The organism is Tahibacter sp., assembly GCF_032229445.1.
Lineage (GTDB): Bacteria > Pseudomonadota > Gammaproteobacteria > Xanthomonadales > Rhodanobacteraceae > Tahibacter.
In genome coordinates this window covers 22,418-40,445 of sequence record NZ_JAVTWC010000109.1, presented here as the reverse complement: position 1 = coordinate 40,445, position 18,028 = coordinate 22,418, and the positions used below count along the sequence as shown (strand labels likewise).

Sequence of the window (18,028 nt, the reverse complement as noted above, 5' to 3'; positions counted from 1 at the left end):
GCCCCGGCGATTCCCATGGAGCACTTCATGCGCAAGACGCTAGCCTTCGCCATCGGCCTGTTGTTCATGGTCGGCCGCACCTTCGCCGGCGCGGCCGACGCCATCGATATTCCGTTCGAGAAGTTCCAGCTCTCCAACGGCCTCACCGTGGTCGTGCACGAGGACCGCAAGGCACCCGTGGTTGCGGTCGGCGTCTGGTATCACGTCGGCTCCAAGGACGAGCGTCCCGGCAAGACCGGCTTTGCCCATCTGTTCGAGCATCTGATGTTCCAGGGCTCGGAAAATTTCCGCGACGAATTCTTCCGCCCGCTGGAACAGGTCGGCGCGACCGACCGCAACGGCACCACGAATGCGGACCGGACCAACTATTTCGAGACGGTACCGACCACGGCACTGGACATGACCCTGTGGCTGGAGTCCGACCGCATGGGTCATCTGCTCGGCGCGATAGACCAGAAGGTGCTGGACGAACAGCGCGGCGTGGTGCAGAACGAAAAGCGTCAGGGCGACAATGAGCCCTACGGCCTGGCCTACGAACGCATCCTGCGAGCGAGCTTCCCCGAAGGCCATCCGTATCGCTGGGACACCATCGGCTCGATGGATGACCTCAATGCGGCCAGCCTCGATGACGTCAAGCAGTGGTTCCGCGACTACTACGGCGCGGCCAACACCACGGTCGTACTGGCCGGCGACATCGACGCCGCCACCGCCAAGGAAAAAATTCAGAAGTATTTCGGCGCGATCGGTTCCGGTCCGCCGCTCGCGCGGCGCGAGGCCTGGGTCGCGCCGCGCACCGACTCGTCGCGCGACGTCGCGCAGGATCGCGTCGCGCAGGTACGGATCTATCGCAGCTGGAATGTGCCGCAACGCTATACGGCGGACCTGAGCCGGCTGCAGATCGCCGCGGCGATCCTCGGCGGCGGCAAGACCTCGCGCCTGTACGAGCGCCTGATCTATCGCGAGCAGCTGGCCGATTCCGTCGGCGTGAGCATCGAACCGATGGAGCTGGCGAGCCTGTTCGGACTCGATGTCGACGTGAAACGGGGTGTCGATCCGGCGCGCGTGGAGCAGGTCATTGCCGAGGAATGGCAGCGCTTCCTCGACAAGGGGCCGACCGAAGAAGAGCTCAAGCGCGTGAAGACCTCGATCCTCGCCGGTGTCGTGCGCAGCGTCGAGAAGGTCGGTGGTGCCGGCAAGGCGCGCACCTTGGCGGAGGGTCAGGTCTATAACGACGACCCCGCCTCGTACAAGGCGAGCCTCGCGCGCCTGGATGCGGCTACCGTTGCCGATGTCCACAATGCTGCAAAAAACTGGATTGCGCGCGGCGACTACACGCTTGTCGTGGAGCCGTTCGCCGACTACAAGGCCGCGCCCGAAAGCGTTGACCGCAGCAAGGGTTTGCCCACGGTCGAGCGCTTTCCGGACCTGAGCTTCCCGGCGATCGAGCGCGGCACGCTGCGCAACGGCATCGAGGTCGTGCTGGCGCGGCGCACGTCGCTGCCGGTGGTGCAGCTGAGCCTGCAGTTCGATGGCGGCTATGCCTCCGACCAGGGCCGCAAGCTCGGCACGGCGTCGTTCGCCATGGCCATGCTCGACGAAGGTACGCGCTCGCTCGATGCGCTGCAGATCGCCAAGCGCCAGGAAGAACTCGGCGTCGGCATCAGCGCCGGCGCCGGCCTCGATGCGACGGCGGTTTCGATGGACGCGTTGAAGGCGCAGCTAAAGCCCTCGCTGGCCCTGTTCGCCGAGATCGTGCGCCATCCGGCGTTCGCGTCGACCGACCTGGAGCGCGTGCGCGGCCTGTGGCTGTCGGGCATCGCGCAGGAACGCACCCAGCCCGTGTCGATCGCGCTGCGCCTGCTGCCGCCGCTCGTCTACGGCGAAGGTCATCCGTACGCGATCCCGCTGACCGGCTCGGGCACGGCCGATTCGATCCGCGCGCTGACGGCGCAGGATCTGGCCGACTACCACCGCGATTTCATCCGTCCCGACAACGCCCGCATCATGGTCGCTGGCGATACTACGCTGGCGGAAATCACGCGCGAACTCGATGCGGTGTTCGGTGACTGGAAAGCGCCGTCGGCGGTGCTGAAGAAACCGGCCGTCGATCAGGTCGTACAACCGTCCAGGCCGCGCGTATTCCTGATGGATCGCCCCGGCGCGCAGCAGTCGCTGATCCTCGCCGGCGAAACCGCGCCGTCCTCGCGTGCGAAGAACTACCTCGAGATCGGCACCATGAACACGATTCTCGGTGGCAGCTTCACCTCGCGCCTCAACATGAATCTGCGCGAAGACAAGCACTGGGCCTATGGCGTGCGCAGCCTGATGCAGTCGGCCGAAGGGCCTGGCCTCTTCCTGCTGTACGCGCCGGTGCAGACCGACAAGACCGCCGAGTCGGTCCGGGAACTCATCAAGGAAGCGCGCGACATCAATGGCGCCCGCCCGATCACGCGCGAAGAAATCGACAAGGTGCGCAACAACGACATCCGGGAATTGCCCGGACGCTTCGAAACCACGACAGCGGTACTCGGCGCCGTCGTCGATATCGTGCGCAACGGTCGTCCGGACGATTACGTGCAGACGTTCAAGCAGCGCGTCGAAGGACAGAAAGAAGATGACATCCGCGCCGCCGCCCGCGAAGTGATCAAGCCCGATGCGCTGACCTGGGTGATCGTCGGTGATCTGGCAAAGATCGAAGCGGGCGTGCGCGCGCTGAACGTGGGCGAGGTCAAGGTCGTCGACGCGGACGGCAAGCCGGTGCGCTGAACGGGAATCGGGAATCGGGAATCGTAAGCGCGAAGCCGGAAAAGCCCTCCCCTTCAAGGGGGTCAAGGACGATGGTCTGGAACCGAAGGTTCTCATTGTCCTTGACGCCCAGCCGGCCGGTTGGGTGGCATGGTGTTGCGCCGGAGCAGCGAAACCGTAAGCCGAGCGACCGACGTTCCCGTCGGACGCGCTCAGGCCGCAACTCACCGCACCGGGTAGGTTTCCGCACCGCCCTTGTCGCGCGGCGGCGGCAGCGCGTCGCGATCGGTGGCAGCGCGCCGGCCTGCCCCGCAACGGTAGGCGGCGAAGGACTGCTCGCCGTTGCGCGGAGCGCCGAGCGCGACGATGGTGTCGGCCGGCAGGCTGATCGCCTGATTGCGCGCAAGCGTCTCGAGTTCGTCCTTGACCTTCAGGTCGTTGCGGTCGTAGAAGCCGACGCGGTCCTTGACCGAGACGCTGACCTCGCCGGCCTTGTCGCATCCGTCGACGCGGCCATCGTAGGCGACGCGCACGCGCGCACCGGCATCGTCGAGCTTGACCCAGGTGCAGCCGGCGAGCAGCGCCAGCGTGGCGGCAAACAGCAGCGGTGTTTTCATGGTCGGTTGTTTTCTCGGTCAGTTGCCGGTGCAGGGCGCGACGTCATCCGGCGCGGTCAGGCGTTGCAGGTTCAGCGCGACCGGCGTGCCGCCGGCCTGGGTCAGCGTAGCGGTACCGCTGCTGCAGGCGAGCCGGATCTGCAGGCTCAGCGCGGCGGGATGGTTTACCACGGCGGCCGGGTCGTAGGCATCGCCGAAGACTGGACCGGTCACTGTTGCGAGATCGACCGTTGCGCCGGCCGCGAGGTCCCCGGTCGCCACACCGCTGGCCCAGCCGACGAAATCACTGCTGCCGGGGGCGCCGTAATACATGACCAGGAAGCGGTTGCCGTCGAACTGCTCTACATGGAAACCGGAACCGCCGCGGCTCGGATCGAACCACGAGCCGCTGGCCTGTGCCGGCGCGGGGAGGGAGTTTTCGCAGCCCAATCCCTTCAGTGCGGTCAGGCGGGACAGCGGCACCGTCTTGCGGCCCCAGCCTTGCGGCCCTTCCCAGCGCAGCTCGCCGCTGTTGCAGTCGGAGAAGCCGATGAACAGGCGGCCCCAGTCCGTCGTATCGGTCGATACCGGGCCGCCGTCAGGCCGGCTCGGGCGGTGGTAGACCGTGTCGAACGCGATGCCGCCGGGCACGACCTTGCCGTCGCCGACGAGCCAGGCCTGCGCCGGCTGCATGCCGGCCGGTGAAAAGGTAAAGAAGTAGACGATGGCGCGTCCGCCGTCCAGCACTTCCAGCGCGATGCCTTCGCCGCTGCGCGACGGATCGAACCAGCTGCCGTTGAAACGCGCATCGACCGTCACCGGCGCCGCGCGCGGCGGCACGAGCGCATCGAACGAGCCCGGCACATAGGTTTCGTCGAAGCGGCAGTCCGCGCCGGAGGCGATTCCGAGGCAGCCTTGCTGCAGCTGTGCCACGGTCGGCTTCACGCCGCCATCCTTCCAGCTCCGCAGCGCTTCCCACGCGACCAGCCCCTCGGCTTCGCTGAATCCGCAGTGGCTCGGCTCGGTCTCGCGAACGACCGTGCTGAGCAGCTGCGTCGCGGGCAGGCGCTGGCGCAGGACGAACTGGTGCTCCGGAACAACGAGTTCGTCGCCGCTGGTATGCAGCGACAGCACGCGCGTCGTGCCGACATCGCCGCGGAAGTCCGAGTGCCAGTTGAATTCCACGGCCGCTGCCGGCTGCGGCGTCACCCGGCGGATGCGGCGGTCGAGATCCACGTCGGTATACATCGCGCCGATGTTGCCGAATGGATTGCGTCCGTCCATCTTGTCCGGGGCGCGCAGCACGTCGCTCATGACGAACGTGGAATAGGCGATGTTGGTCAGCAGGAAACGCTCGTCCTGGATGCCGGTGATGCGCTGCAGGCGCGCGAGGCGATCACGCATGCCATTGGTGCGGATGCTCTGCGGCAAGGTGATGCCGGTGCAGACGGTCACGCTGAGCAGTGCGCTGCGCACGTCCGGATCGAACTGCAGGTCGTCGAGATCGTCGGGGATGTCGTTGAGGTTGTACGCCCACGGATAGGGCTCGGCACCGGTCTTGAGTCTGCCGTTGTTGACGTCGCTGCAGACCGCGTCATAGGCCAGGCGCACGTCCAGGCCGCTGTCCCAGGCGCGCGAGGCGGCCACCGGCGGGCACAGCGCGAGCACGCCCTTGATCAGCGGATTGAGGTCTCGGTCTTCGGCGAGCTTCAACGCGATCAGTCCGCCCATCGAGCCGCCGAACGGCAGGAGTTCGCCCGGATCGCCGACGTCGCGGCGGAAAATCTCCAGCAATTCCTTGTTTTCGTCGACGGCGCGCAGCAGTGCCCAGCCGCGCGAGGTGAAGCCTGAACCGGCGATGGCATAGCCCTGTTCCAGCGCGAGGTCGCGCAGCGGGCCGAGGCCGGGATCGTTGTCGGGAGAGAAGTTGAGGCCGTGCTGGTACAGCACGAGCGCATCGCCGGTTTTCCAGCCGTCAGGGACGGCGATGGTGTAATGAGCCCCTGATGGCGCCTGGCCCCGCAGCTCGCGTACCGCGGCGGCGGGAGCCGCGATACCCAATGCCAGCAGGCCTACAAAGAAGAATCCTATCCCCGGTTTCATGACTTCCCTCATTGCAACGAACGTACGACGGCGAACCATAGCCGGAGCAATCTGAACGTCATCGTTGCGCCGGCACCTTGCCGCACAGTCGCAGCAGACGTGCCAGCGCGCGCGGCGGGCGGCGCCGGCATCGCGCGACTGCAAATCCCTGTGTCCGCTTGGTTTTTAGCGGTTCGTCCGGGGCTGGCGGGTGGATCGACCTCCAGCCTTCGGGCGTAGCGCACGATCCGCCCGCGTGTGCGCCTGCATCTTGCCGGACCGACACCCGTCGCGAGCGACCTTGGTCGCGCCTGTCATTGGTTGCGGCTTCCACACCAAGGCTATAGCCTTCGCGGTCATCCCATTGCGGCACATCCCTCCGATGCTCTTCAAGCACGTCGCCATCGCCAGCGTTGCTCATATCGACGCGCCCGTCCGCCTGACCTCGGCCGAACTCAACGAGCGCCTCAAGCCAACCATCCAGCGGCTAGGCATCCGCGACAACGTGCTCGAAGACATCGCCGGCATCTATGCCCGGCGCATCTGGGCGAAGGACACCATGCCTTCGGAAGCGGCCACCGCCGCCGCGCAGAAGGCGCTGGCCGAGTCCGGCGTGCCGCACGAGAAGATCGGCATCCTCATCAATACGTCGGTCTGCCGCGACTACCTGGAACCGTCGACTGCCAGCATCATCCACGGCAACCTCGGTCTTGCCGACACCTGCCAGAATTTCGACGTCGGCAATGCCTGCCTCGCGTTCCTCAGCGGCATGGACATCGCCGCGCGCATGATCGAGCGCGGCGACATCGAGTACGCGCTGATCGTCGACGGCGAAACCTCCAACCTCATCACCGAGCGGACCATCGAGCGCATGCTCTCGCCGGACATCGAGGAAAAGGAATTCCGCGGCGAATTCGCCTCGCTGACGCTGGGTTCCGGCGCAGCCGCGATGGTGATGGGCCGTTCCGAACTGCTGCCGGAAGGCCATCAGTTCCTCGGTTCGGTCACGCGCGCGGCGACGGAGTTCTCGCACCTGTGCCGGGGCAATCTGGATCGCATGATCACTGATACGCGCAGCCTGCTGACCGAAGGTCTCAAACTCGCCGGCAAGACGTTCCAGGCCGCGCGCGCCGCGCTGGGCTGGGTCATCGAGGAACTCGACGAATTCGTCATCCACCAGATCAGCCGCGTCCACACCGAGGAATTCTGCCGCCTGCTCGGCATCGATCCGAAAAAGGTGCACGCGATCTTTCCGGAGCACGGCAACATCGGTCCGGCCTCGGTGCCGATCGTGCTGTCCAAGCTCAAGGAAATGGGCCGCCTGCAGAAAGGCAAGCGCATCGCCCTGCTCGGCATCGGCTCGGGGCTGAACTGCTCGATGGCCGAGGTCGTCTGGTAATGCGACCGCGGCCCGCTCGGGAAACCGGCGCGGGCTCGGCTATCATCGCGCGGCCGCGGCCTGCGCCGCCTGACGAGTGCCGACGCCGCGCATGCCTGTCCTACCCGACTACCCGTTCCGCGGGCTTCGTTTCGGCCATGCCAACGGCCTGAGCCAGCACTACCTCGACGAAGGTGCGCGCAATGCGCCGCCGGTGCTGATGCTGCACGGCAATCCATCCTGGTCGTACTACTGGCGGCGCCTCGTCCTCGGCCTGCGCGACAACTACCGCTGCATCGTTCCCGACCATATCGGCATGGGCCTGTCGGACAAGCCCCGCGACGATCGCTATGCCTATACGCTGCAATCGCGCGTCGACGACCTCGACGCGCTGGTCGACCACCTGATCCGCGAAGGCGCTCCCGAGCGCGGCTGGACCCTGGCCGTGCACGACTGGGGCGGCATGATCGGACTGGCCTGGGCCTGCCGCCGGCCCGAGCGAATCGGGCGCATCGTCGTCACGAATACCGCGGCCTTCCCCAATCCCAAGGGCCAGCGGCTGCCCGCGACGCTGCGCCTCGGACGCGATTCGAAGCTCGGCGAATGGTTGATCCTCAAGCACAACGCGTTCGCGCGTGGTGCCGCGCACTGGGGTGTCAAGAAGCCGATGGCACCCGAAGTGCGAGGTGCCTTCCTCGCGCCGTACGACACACCGGAAAATCGACTGTCCACATTGCGCTTTGTGCAGGACATCCCGCTCGCTCCCGGCGACCGTGCCTGGGATCTGGTCGAACGGTGCGGGCGCGAACTGGCGCAGTTCGGCGACCGGCCGATGTTCATCGGCTGGGGCCTGCGCGACTTCGTCTTCGACAAGGCCTTTCTCGAAGAATGGCGCCGCCGCTTTCCCGGCGCAGAGGCACACGAATACGCGCACGCCGGCCACTACGTCCTCGAAGACGCCCACGAACAACTGGTCCCGGCCGTGCGCACATTCCTGCAACGCACAGGCTAGGCAAAAATCCAGGGACGACACCGCCGGTGGCAACGCTTGGAAGAACGAGATCCACGCAGCAGGAGCGCGAAGCGAAAAAGTTCGAGGCTGCGCGAAGGGCCTGAGACGCTGGCCACCGAAGCGGCTTTTGGAGCCCCCTTGAGTCAAGGGGGCGGCCAACGCGTAGCGTTGGCCAGGGTTGTGGAGATCTGGTGCCCGTGAAAAAGCGAAATAGCTAAAACTGCCTCGGAGTTAAACCATGTCTGGGTTTTCGGATGGATGGCGCTGGACCGAACTGGCCGGACTGGCCGCGCTGACCTTGGCCTTGCTGGTGCTCTGGCAGATACCCATCGTCGGCCTCGTGGTCTACCCGTTGCGCTTGTTCGGCACCTTCGTGCACGAGATCAGTCATGGGCTCGCGGCGCTCGTGAGCGGTGGCGAGTTCCACCGGTTCACCGTCAGCCCGGACCTGTCGGGCCTGGCCTGGTCCGCCGGCGGCTGGCGCTGGCTCATTTCCAGCGCAGGCTACGTCGGCAGCGCCGTATTCGGCGGCGTGCTGATTCTGCTCGCGGCGCGGGGCGCAGCCTCGCGCGTGCTGCTCATGGCGCTGGGCCTGATACTCGGCCTGCTCTGCCTGTTGTTCGTGCGCAACCTGTTCGGCATCGCGACGGGTCTCGCGCTGGCCGCCGCGATGTTCCTTGCCGGCTATCGCCTGCGCCCGCCCTGGAGCGACGGGCTGCTCATGGTGCTGGCGCTGCAATTGGTGCTCGACGGCTTCAACAGCCTGTTCACGCTGCTGCGCCTGTCGGCGGGCAGCAACGTGCAGACCGATGCGCTCAGCATGGCCCAGACGACCGGGATTCCGGCGGTGATCTGGACGATCGTCTGGGCCGGCGTTTCGCTCGCGATGCTGTTCGTGACCCTGAGGCTGGCCTACAAGCGACGCGCGATGCCCGCGGTCAAGGCGAGGTGAACTCATGTCATCAACGTTCGAACAACACCATCCCCCCCACAACCCTCCGGCCCGTTGGGCGTTCAGGACAACCAGAACCTATGGTTCTGAGCGGTTGCCCGTTCACCCCCTTGAAGGGGAGGGAGTGCTTCGCCAACCGTCGGAAATGCTGAAGCCCTCCCCTTCAAGGGGAGGGCTGGTTCGGGACGGTGTTGCTTCGCCAGCTACCGTCCCGCGGTGCGCGGAAACGCAAGGCAGCCCATGACCGAAACCGCCAACATCGCCAGCGCGCTGACCGCGATGGCGAAGCTGCGTCCCGACGCGATTGCACTGCGCGTGCCGCAGCACGCGTCGCGCGGCAGCGAGCTGCCGCCGTATCTCGATATCAGCTACGTCGAACTCGATGCGGCGAGCGACCACAGCGCTGCAGCGCTGGCCCGCGCCGGCATCGCGCGCGGCACGAAGACCGCGTTGATGGTGCGGCCCGGTCGCGAGCTGTTCGTGCTGATGTTCGCGCTGTTCAAGCTCGGTGCGGTGCCCGTGCTGATCGATCCCGGCATCGACCGGCGCGCACTGCGCCAGTGCCTGGATGAAGCCGCGCCCGAGGCGTTCGTCGGCATACCGCTGGCGCAGGTCGCACGTCTCGTTTTGCGCTGGGCGCGCGCTTCCGTGCGCATCGTCGTGACGGTCGGCGGACCATTCGGCTGGGGCGGGCAGCGCATGCAGTCATTGCGCGATGCGACCCCGGCGCGCCCGTTCATGGCCGCGGCGACGCGGCCCGATGAACTCGCCGCGATCCTGTTCACGTCGGGCTCGACCGGCGTGCCCAAGGGCGTGGAATACCTGCATCGGCATTTTCTCGCCCAGGTCGAGCTGCTGCGCGACGCGTTCGCGCTGCAGCCCGGGCATGTGAACATGCCCACCTTTCCACCTTTCGCCTTGTTTGACCCGGCGCTGGGTTCGACCTCGGTCATCCCGGACATGGACCCGACGCGGCCGGCGAGCGCCGATCCGCGCAAGCTCGTGGCCGCGATCGAGCGCTTCGGCGTCGACATGCTGTTCGGCTCGCCGGCGCTGCTCGACACGCTGTCGCGGCATTGCGAGCGGCATGGCGTGCGCCTGCCGGGCCTGCGCCGCGTGATCTCGGCCGGTGCGCCGGTGGCGCCGGCAATTCTCGCGCGGTTGCGGCCATGGCTCGATCCGGCGGCCGAAATCTACACGCCCTATGGCGCGACCGAATGCCTGCCGCTGGCCGTGATCGAGAGTGCGGAACTGCTCAATGACACGCGCGCGCAGACCGAGCGCGGCGCCGGCACCTGCGTCGGACGGCCGCTGGCGGCCAATACCGTGCGCATCATCGCGATCACCGACGAGGCCATCGCCGACTGGAGCGGGGTACGCGAACTGGCCACCGGGGAGATTGGCGAGATCACCGTGGCCGGCCCGACCACGACGCAGGCCTACCACGCGCGTCCGGCTGCGACTGCGCTGGCCAAGGTGCGCGACGGCGATCGTCTCGTGCACCGCATGGGCGACCTCGGCTATTTCGACGCGCAGGGCCGGCTCTGGTTCTGCGGCCGCAAGTCGCAGCGGGTCCGCGCCGCGGGCGGCGATCTCTATACCGAACAGGCCGAGCCGATCTTCAACGCGATCGCTGGCGTGCGCCGCAGTGCGTTGGTCGGCGTGGGCGCGGCCAGGAAACAGATTCCCGTGCTGCTGCTGGAGCTCGAGCGCGAGTCTGCCGACTCGGCCGAACGCATCGAGGCCGAGGCGCGCAACCTCGCCCAGTCCTTTGCGCATACGCGGAGCATCGCGCAGGTGCTGTTTCACCCGCAGTTTCCGGTCGATATCCGGCACAACGCGAAGATCGGCCGCGAAAAGCTCGCGGCCTGGGCCGCGACGCGCATCGGACAGACACCGTAGTTGCACCTGGCAGGTGCGCGCGTCGCATGCGGTTGCTCTGCGCGTGGGCGCGAGTCTCGCCGACTTTCCCGCTGAGGAGCGAAACCCGGTTACCTGCGGATGCATGTCCCAGGCGACATGGCCCCGCGGCTGCGGGTCCGACGGACGCCGCGGACCGCACGTGCGATCCATGGATCGCGCAGCAGGCGCATACCCCATAGCATCAGTTCACGCTAGCCGCTTACGGACTTGCGCAAACCCGCTGCGATGCGCTTTGCTTGCGGTCCCTTCCCGTACTTCGCGTTGAATCCTATGCAAGCTATCCGTGCCGGTTTCGTCGGCCTCGGCGCCATGGGCTGGTCCATGGCTGCCCATCTGCACCAGCGCGGCCTGCTCGCCGCCGTGGCCAATCGCAGCCCGGAGAAGACTGCACGCTTCGCCGCGGACCATGCCGGCGTCGCCGCGGCGAGCATTGATACAATTTCGCATTATTGCAATGTGCTCGTGCTTTGCGTCAGCGCCGATGCGGACGTGCTCGCGGTCAGTGCAGCGATCGCGGCGAATGCCGAAGCGGGATGCGTCGTCGTGGACCATTCCACTGTGTCCTCGGCCACGGCGCAGCAGGCCGCCATGCTGCTGCAGGCCGCAGGCGGCGATTTCGTCGATGCGCCGGTATCTGGCGGCGTCGAAGGCGCGAAGAACGGCAAGCTCGCGATCATGGCCGGCGGCGACGCCGCGGCGCTGGACCGCGTGCGGCCAGTGCTCGAGGCCTATGCCGCGCGCATCAGCCACATGGGCGCAGTCGGCGCGGGCCAGAACACCAAAGCGGTCAACCAGGTGCTGATCGCCGGCATCGCCCAGGCCGTCACCGAAGGCCTGGCGCTGGGTGAAGCGCTCGGGCTGGACGCCGCCACGCTGCTGCCGACGCTGGGCGCGGGCGCGGCCGGCAACTGGTTCCTCGAAAAGCGCGGTGCGACCATGCTCGCCAACCAGTTCAGCGTTGGCTTCAAGCTCGGTCTGCTGCACAAGGATCTGGGCATCGTGCGCGAACTGGCCCTCGCCGCAGGCACCGACCGCAGCGTCATCGACAAATCGCTCGCCGACTATGCCGAGCTCATGGCGCGCGGCTACGCCGATGACGATATTTCCGCGCTGATCCGGCTGAAGCGACCGCAAGTCTGATCCGGTTGTGCGCGCCGTCACGGCCACGCGATGCCGTACTGGTTTCGTGACGGGGCGAGGCGTAAAACGGTGCTCTTTTCGTAACGGAGATCTCCATGCGCCTCACCGCAGTTTTCGCGGCCGTCCTGCTGGCCGCTGCATCGGCTCCGACGGTGGCGGCGCCGCCAGCCGGCCTGTTCCTCGCGCGCGTGCCGAATGCCTCGACCACGTTCTCCACACCGGTGGCGCTGCGTGCGCCCAATGACGGCAGCGGCCGGCTGTTCGTCGTCGAGAAGGGCGGAAACATCCGAGTCATCAAGAACGGTGCGGTATTGCCGACCGCATTCCTGACCGTCGGCGTGACGACCTCGAGCGAAAGCGGCTTGCTCGGCCTGACCTTCCATCCGAACTTCGGCAAGCCCTCGCTGCCGAACAACACCGAGTTCTACATCTTCTATTCGCGACCCAGCGCCGATCCGCGCCTGGGCTCGACGCCCGATCAGGTCGTCGCGCGCTATACCGTGCCGTCGCTGACCTCGGATGTCGCCAATCCGGCCGGTACCATCATCCTTCGGTTGCCGGACCTCGCCGGCAATCACAACGGCGGCGACATCCATTTCGGCAGCGACGGCTATCTCTATGTGTCGTCCGGGGATAGCGGTGACCAGAACAATCCGCACGGTTTCGCGGAATGCCTCTGGAAGAAGCCGGCCGACAGCAACCGGAACACGTGTGGCACCAACCCGTCGGGCACTCAATATTTCCTGCTCGGCAAGATGCTGCGCATCGACGTCGATACGCGCGGCGGCGCCGTATCGAACGACATGTGTGGTTCCAGCGGCATATCGCCGGCGGAATACGCGATTCCGGCGAACAATCCCCATGTCCCCACGAGCAATACCTGCGATGAGATCTGGGCTGCGGGTTTCCGCAATCCCTGGCGCTTCAGCTTCGACCGCGAGGACAACCGCCTGATCATCGGCGACGTCGGCCAGGGTTCGTATGAGGAAATCACCGTCAGCGCCGCTGGCGCTGGCGGCCTCGATCACGGCTGGAGCCGCTGCGAAGGGCGACACTACTTCACGACCCCGGGCAGTGGCACCACGTGCCCGTCGGCTACCTCCACCGTCGCGCCAGTCATCGAGTACAACCACACCAGCGCCTGTGCAGTCAGTGGCGGGTTCGTCTATCGCGGCCCGATCACGGCCATGCGAGGCACGTACTTCTACGGCGACTCCTGCAGCAGCGACCTGTGGTGGTCCGAATCCACCGGCGCCACCTGGGACTCCGGCGGCGTGAACCGCCTGACCGGCCTGGCCAGCGGCTCGATCTACGGCTTCGGCGAAGATGTGGACGGCAATGTCTACATCACGCGCTCGAACGGCCAGGTGCACCGCATTTCGGTGGACAACATCTTCGCCGACGATTTCGAGCCGTAAGGACCGCGCTGGTCCTCCTGAGATCGCCCTGAGCGAGGGTCGCGGAACCTCGCGACCCTCGCCAGGCGCATCAGTAGCGGTGTTTCATCGGACTGCCGCAGGTTTGGCTCTGCGGCCTGCCGGACGACGTGCTCCGGGCCGGCTTTACCCGAAGGAGGACGCAGTACGACGTCGCCTTCGGGTTGCCGCCCCCGACAGCTCACTGGGCCGCGTACTTGACCGAACAACCATAGGGCGGCGACACGGGAACGCTGACCGGCTTGCCGGCGGACAGTTCGGCCAGCGCCTGCCTGACGTACTGCGTCGCCTTGGGGATGTCGACCGCGTCGGCACTCTGGATCGAATCGATGCCGCCCTTGTAGCGCAGCACGCCCTGGCCATCGATCACGTACATGTGGGGGGTGGTCGAGGCGCCATAGGCTCTCCCGGTGGTGCCGGTGGGATCGAGCAGGTATGCCGTCGGCGCACTGCGGTCGATCTGCATCTGCTCGTTGGCGTCGCCGCCTTCGACCTGGCCCTGCTTGCCCGGCGCGCCGGAATTGATCGCCAGCCAGACCACGCCGGCGCCGGTCGCTTCTTTCTGCTGCGCCTGCATGTTGCCGCTGCCGTAGTGCTTCTTCACGAACGGGCATTCGGCGTTGGTCCATTCCAGGACGACGGTCTTGCCTTTGAATTCTTCCAGCGTGCGGGTCTTGCCGTTGCTGTCGGTCAGGCTGAACGAGGGGGCCGGCTGGCCGATCTCGACCTTGGCCATCAGCGGCGTGGCGGCAACGGAAAGCACGGCGGCGGCCAACAGGGAAGACAACAGTTTCATGGGGAACTCCGGGTTTCGGGTGGAGATGAAGCTCCGGCCGCCGCACGCGCGAGCGCGGCGTCGACCAGGCCAGGGGTAAGCAGTTGCGGCAGCACTTCCGGCGTGCCGCCGCCGCGCGGGTAAACCACGTACAGCGGCACGCCGCTGCGTTCGAAGCCGGCGAGATAGCGGGTGATCGCGGCGTCCTGGCTGGTCCAGTCGCCCTTGAGATAGCGGATACCGTCGCGTCGCAGGCGCCCGGTAAAGCCCTCCGACGACAGTGCCACGCGTTCGTTGGCCAGACAGGTGATGCACCAGGCCGCGGTCATGTTGACGAAGACCGGCTCGCCGGCGCGGCGCAGTTCGTCCAGGCGCTGCGGTGTCCACGCTTGCCAGGTGTCGCTGTCGCTGCTGCCGGGCTGCGCGGCCAGGGTCCGCACCACCGATAGCGGGGCGAACGCGAGCAGCAGCAACAGCGCAAATGCGATCCGGCGTCGCGTTGTCGGTGTCGTGCGCAATTGGCCGCGACCGTGGAACAGTAGCGCGGCAACGAGCGCTACCAGGCCCAGCAGCACCATCGCGGTCGCATCCGCGCCGACCTGGCGCATCAGCACCCAGACCAGCCAGACCGCGGTCAGGTACAGCGGCCAGGCCATGATCTGCTTGAACGTGTCCATCCACGCACCGGGCCGGGGCAGCCAGCGCGCGAGCACCGGTACGAAGCTCAGCACGACGATGGGCAGCGCCAGGCCCACGCCGAGGGCAGCGAATACTGCCAGCGCGACCGGTGTGGACTGGGTCAGCGCAAACCCCAGCGCCGGACCCATGAACGGCGCGGTGCAAGGGCTCGCGACGAGGCAGGCGAGCAGGCCGGTAAAGAACGCCGCGCGCGTGCCGTGGCCGTCGGCCAGCGACTGGCCCACGCTGCCGAGGCGCGCGCCGATGATGTATCCGCCGGAAAGGCTCAGTCCCATCGCCACCATGAGATAGGCCAGCAGCGCGACCAGCAGCGGCGACTGCAGCTGGAAGCCCCAGCCCAGGCTTTGTCCGGCCTGCCGCAGTGCAAGCAGGATCGCGGCCAGAGCGACGAAGCCAGCGACCGCGCCGGCGAGATAGGCCAGCCCGTCGCGGCGCGCGGCGGCCGGCGCATGCGCGTTCTCGGCAAGGCTCAATGCCTTGAGCGACAGCACCGGGAACACACAGGGCATGAGGTTGAGGACCACCCCGCCGAACAGCGCCAGCAGCAGGGCCAGGCCCACGCTGCCCACTGCGCCGCCACCGGCGGCGCCGCTGCCGATCGTGCTCGCCGCAACGCCCGGCGTGCTTGCTACCGGTGCCGCGGCCGCATCCGAGGCCCAGGGCGCAGCCACGCGCCATGCCCGAACACGGCCGGCGTCGCGCTGCACCAGTACGAGGTCCAGCTGAGCGGGTGCCGTCGTGAAATAGTCGCTGCGTGCCGCCTCGATCAGCACGCCGTCGCTGTCGGCTGCGATCCGGGGCGGTGCATTCGCAAGCACCTGCGGCTGCAGCGCGAACACGTCGAGGCCGGCGACGGCGGGCAGTCCGTCGCCGCGCAGGCGGATTCCGATGCGATCGCCGGTCGGGGTGACTGCGGCGGTCCAGTCGGTGTCAACCGGCCGCTGCGCCAGCGCGGTGCGCAGTGCGGGCGCAGCGGCCGAATCGCCAGGCTCGCTGCCGGGGGCGGCAACCGGCAAGGTGATTGCCAGCTCGGCCTTGCCTGGGATGCATTCTTCCTTGCAGATCAGCCAGTTGGCTCGCAGTTGCAGCGTGACCGGGCTGCCGATGGGGGCATCGGCGGGGACGTCGACACTGACCGGCAGCAGGTTTTCACCGGAAAAGCCGAAATTGAACAGCTCGCCGATCTGCAGGCGTTCCGGCGCGGGCCAGTCGATGGCGCCAGCGGTCCAGCCGGCCGGAACGGTCCACTCGAAGCGGGTGGGCAGGCCGGTATCGCCGGCATTGGCCCAATACGTATGCCAATGCGCCTCGTGGTCCAGGCGCAGGCCCAGCCAGTTCGCGCGGCCCGCGACCAGGGCGGTCTTCCCGGCCACGAGTTCGACGTTCAGGTGCTCCGTCGCGACCACGGCCGCGCGAGTCCCGACCGGCATCAGCAGCAGGCCCAGCAGCGGCAGCAACAAGGTTCGCAGGCACGAGGGCATCGATACTCCGGAGGCAGTACGCGCCGACTCGGCGCACAGACAGGACCGCAAGCTAGCGCGAGTGTTGCCTGACCCGACGCCGATGTCGCGATGAAGCGAGGCCGTCCCGCGCCGAAGCGTGCGGGCCGGGCCGTCGGCAGCGCCTGCTAGACTGCGCGCCGCCGCAAACCGCAGGAAACGCCGTGCACGTCCCCGCTTCCGTACCGCCCGCGCGCAAGGCCGCGCTGGCCTTCATCTTCGTCACGGTCCTGCTCGACATCCTCGCCTTCGGCATCATCATTCCGGTGCTGCCGCGTCTGATCAAGGAGATCGCCGGCGGCGACATGATTTCGGCGGCCCACTGGGTCGGCGTCATTGCGACGGTGTTCGCTGTCGTGCAGTTCTTCTGCAATCCGATCCAGGGTGCATTGTCCGACCGCTTTGGCCGGCGCCCCGTGATCCTGCTGTCCAACCTCGGCCTGGGACTCGATTTCATCCTCATGGCCGTCGTGCAGACCCTGCCCTGGCTCGTGATCGCGCGCGTGCTCTCGGGCATGACCTCGGCAAGCTTCAGCACGGCCAACGCCTATCTGGCCGACGTCACGGCGCCCGAAAAGCGCGCGGCCGCGTTCGGCGCACTCGGCGCGGCGTTCGGCATCGGCTTCGTGCTCGGCCCGGCGCTCGGCGGCACGCTCGGCGACATCGACCTGCGCCTGCCGTTCTGGCTCGCGGCCGGACTCGCGCTGGCCAACTTCTGCTACGGCTATTTCGTGCTGCCTGAATCCTTGCCGGTCGAGCGGCGCACCACCACGTTCGACTGGCGTCGCGCGAACCCGCTTGGCGCGCTGCTGCTGCTGCGGCGTTATCCACAAGTGTATGCACTGGCCGTCGTGGTGTTCCTGTCGCAGCTGGCGCACTACGTGCTCAACACCACGTTCGTGCTGTATGCCGACTACCGCTACGACTGGGGTCCGCAGGCGGTCGGCTTTACGCTCGGTTTCGTCGGGGTCTGCAACGGCATCGTGCAGGCGCTGCTCGTCGGCCGCATCGTGCGGCGTTTCGGCGAGCGCCGCGCGATCTACGCCGGTCTCGCGTTCGGCGCGCTCGGCTTCGCCTGGCAAGGCATCGCCGCGACCGGCCTGGCGTCGCTGATCGCGATCCCGCTGCTCGCACTGTGGGGCTGCACTGGTCCGGCGACCCAGGCGCTGGTCACGCGACAGGTCGATCCCAGCGAGCAGGGCCGTCTGCAGGGCGCGCTGGCCGGGTTGACCAGTCTCGCCGGCATCATCGGTCCGGGTCTCTACACTCAGGTGTTCGCCTGGAGCATCGACAAGGACGCGCCGTGGCATCTGCCCGGTGCCGCGTTCCTCGTCGCCGCCGTGTTGCTGCTCGTGGCGCTGGCCGTCGCCTGGAAAGCCACGCATCCGGCGGACGCCGCCGCCGCTGCCACTGACGCCGCGCGGCCATGACGACCGGCGCCGCGCTACGGTTCGCCGCGCTGATGCTGGCGATGGCCGGCGCGGCGCCGGCCGCTGGCCAGTTCGCGAGTTCGACGCAGGATTACCTCAGCGAATACGACCGCGATCGCGACGGTCGCGTGAGCCTGGCCGAATACCAGGACAAGCTCAGCGAGATATTTCGGCGCATGGACCACAACGGCAACGGCATCGTCGATCTCGACGAGTTCGATCCGGCCGTGGTCGGGCCGAACACGCGACCGATCTCGCTCGCGCGGCACCGCGCCCGGCTGGCGGAAGTCTTCCGCCGCCAGGACGCGAACAGGAACGGCTACCTCGACACGCGCGAGCTCGGTGCGCCACCACGCTGAAG

13 protein-coding genes are annotated in these 18,028 nt (G+C 67.4%); 9 read left to right on the top strand and 4 right to left on the bottom strand.

Annotation, left to right across the window (positions count from 1 at the left end; genetic code table 11):
- Window positions 1-27: 27 nt before the first annotated feature.
- Window positions 28-2,766 (top strand): pitrilysin family protein, encoded by a 2,739-nt coding sequence (locus RUU78_RS19710; RefSeq protein ID WP_313919350.1) that lies wholly within the window; start codon window positions 28-30, stop codon window positions 2,764-2,766.
- A 203-nt stretch (window positions 2,767-2,969) separates the two neighbouring features.
- On the opposite strand, the gene RUU78_RS19705 is transcribed toward RUU78_RS19710, so the two are convergent.
- Both RUU78_RS19705 and RUU78_RS19700 read right to left on the bottom strand, forming a co-directional pair.
- The gene (locus RUU78_RS19705; protein WP_313919349.1) at window positions 2,970-3,362 is read right to left on the bottom strand and encodes a DUF4156 domain-containing protein; all 393 of its coding nucleotides are present in this window, start codon (window positions 3,360-3,362) and stop codon (window positions 2,970-2,972) included.
- A gap of 18 nt (window positions 3,363-3,380) precedes the next feature.
- Window positions 3,381-5,444, bottom strand: coding sequence for a hypothetical protein (locus RUU78_RS19700; protein ID WP_313919348.1), 2,064 nt, complete (start codon window positions 5,442-5,444; stop codon window positions 3,381-3,383).
- Window positions 5,445-5,805: 361 nt separating this feature from the next.
- Here RUU78_RS19700 and RUU78_RS19695 point away from each other — a divergent pair, with 361 nt between their 5' ends.
- From RUU78_RS19695 to RUU78_RS19670, 6 genes are all read left to right on the top strand, one after another.
- Window positions 5,806-6,822, top strand: coding sequence for a 3-oxoacyl-ACP synthase III (locus RUU78_RS19695; protein ID WP_313919347.1), 1,017 nt, complete (start codon window positions 5,806-5,808; stop codon window positions 6,820-6,822).
- A 91-nt stretch (window positions 6,823-6,913) separates the two neighbouring features.
- Entirely contained in the window at window positions 6,914-7,813 is a 900-nt protein-coding gene (locus tag RUU78_RS19690) for an alpha/beta fold hydrolase (protein WP_313919346.1), read from the top strand.
- A gap of 238 nt (window positions 7,814-8,051) precedes the next feature.
- Window positions 8,052-8,765 carry a M50 family metallopeptidase gene (locus RUU78_RS19685; protein ID WP_313919345.1) on the top strand — a complete coding sequence of 238 codons (714 nt, stop codon included), beginning with the start codon at window positions 8,052-8,054 and terminating at the stop codon, window positions 8,763-8,765.
- A gap of 240 nt (window positions 8,766-9,005) precedes the next feature.
- The gene (locus RUU78_RS19680) at window positions 9,006-10,667 is read left to right on the top strand and encodes a fatty acid CoA ligase family protein (protein ID WP_313919344.1); all 1,662 of its coding nucleotides are present in this window, start codon (window positions 9,006-9,008) and stop codon (window positions 10,665-10,667) included.
- Window positions 10,668-10,958: 291 nt separating this feature from the next.
- The gene (locus tag RUU78_RS19675) at window positions 10,959-11,828 is read left to right on the top strand and encodes an NAD(P)-dependent oxidoreductase (protein WP_313919343.1); all 870 of its coding nucleotides are present in this window, start codon (window positions 10,959-10,961) and stop codon (window positions 11,826-11,828) included.
- Between the two features lie 95 nt (window positions 11,829-11,923).
- Window positions 11,924-13,246: a PQQ-dependent sugar dehydrogenase gene (locus RUU78_RS19670; protein ID WP_313919341.1), complete on the top strand. Its 1,323-nt coding sequence runs from the start codon at window positions 11,924-11,926 to the stop codon at window positions 13,244-13,246.
- Window positions 13,247-13,445: 199 nt separating this feature from the next.
- Here RUU78_RS19670 and RUU78_RS19665 read toward each other — a convergent pair whose 3' ends face one another.
- The gene (locus RUU78_RS19665; protein ID WP_313919339.1) at window positions 13,446-14,060 is read right to left on the bottom strand and encodes a thioredoxin family protein; all 615 of its coding nucleotides are present in this window, start codon (window positions 14,058-14,060) and stop codon (window positions 13,446-13,448) included.
- The gene (locus RUU78_RS19660; protein WP_313919338.1) at window positions 14,057-16,219 is read right to left on the bottom strand and encodes a protein-disulfide reductase DsbD domain-containing protein; all 2,163 of its coding nucleotides are present in this window, start codon (window positions 16,217-16,219) and stop codon (window positions 14,057-14,059) included. The genes RUU78_RS19665 and RUU78_RS19660 overlap by 4 nt, the downstream gene beginning before the upstream one ends.
- Window positions 16,220-16,401: 182 nt before the next feature.
- Between RUU78_RS19660 and RUU78_RS19655 the strand changes: the two genes are divergently transcribed.
- Both RUU78_RS19655 and RUU78_RS19650 read left to right on the top strand, forming a co-directional pair.
- Window positions 16,402-17,667 (top strand): TCR/Tet family MFS transporter, encoded by a 1,266-nt coding sequence (locus RUU78_RS19655; RefSeq protein WP_313919337.1) that lies wholly within the window; start codon window positions 16,402-16,404, stop codon window positions 17,665-17,667.
- Window positions 17,664-18,026 (top strand): EF-hand domain-containing protein, encoded by a 363-nt coding sequence (locus tag RUU78_RS19650; RefSeq protein WP_313919336.1) that lies wholly within the window; start codon window positions 17,664-17,666, stop codon window positions 18,024-18,026. The genes RUU78_RS19655 and RUU78_RS19650 overlap by 4 nt, the downstream gene beginning before the upstream one ends.
- The last annotated feature ends 2 nt before the right edge of the window (window positions 18,027-18,028 follow it).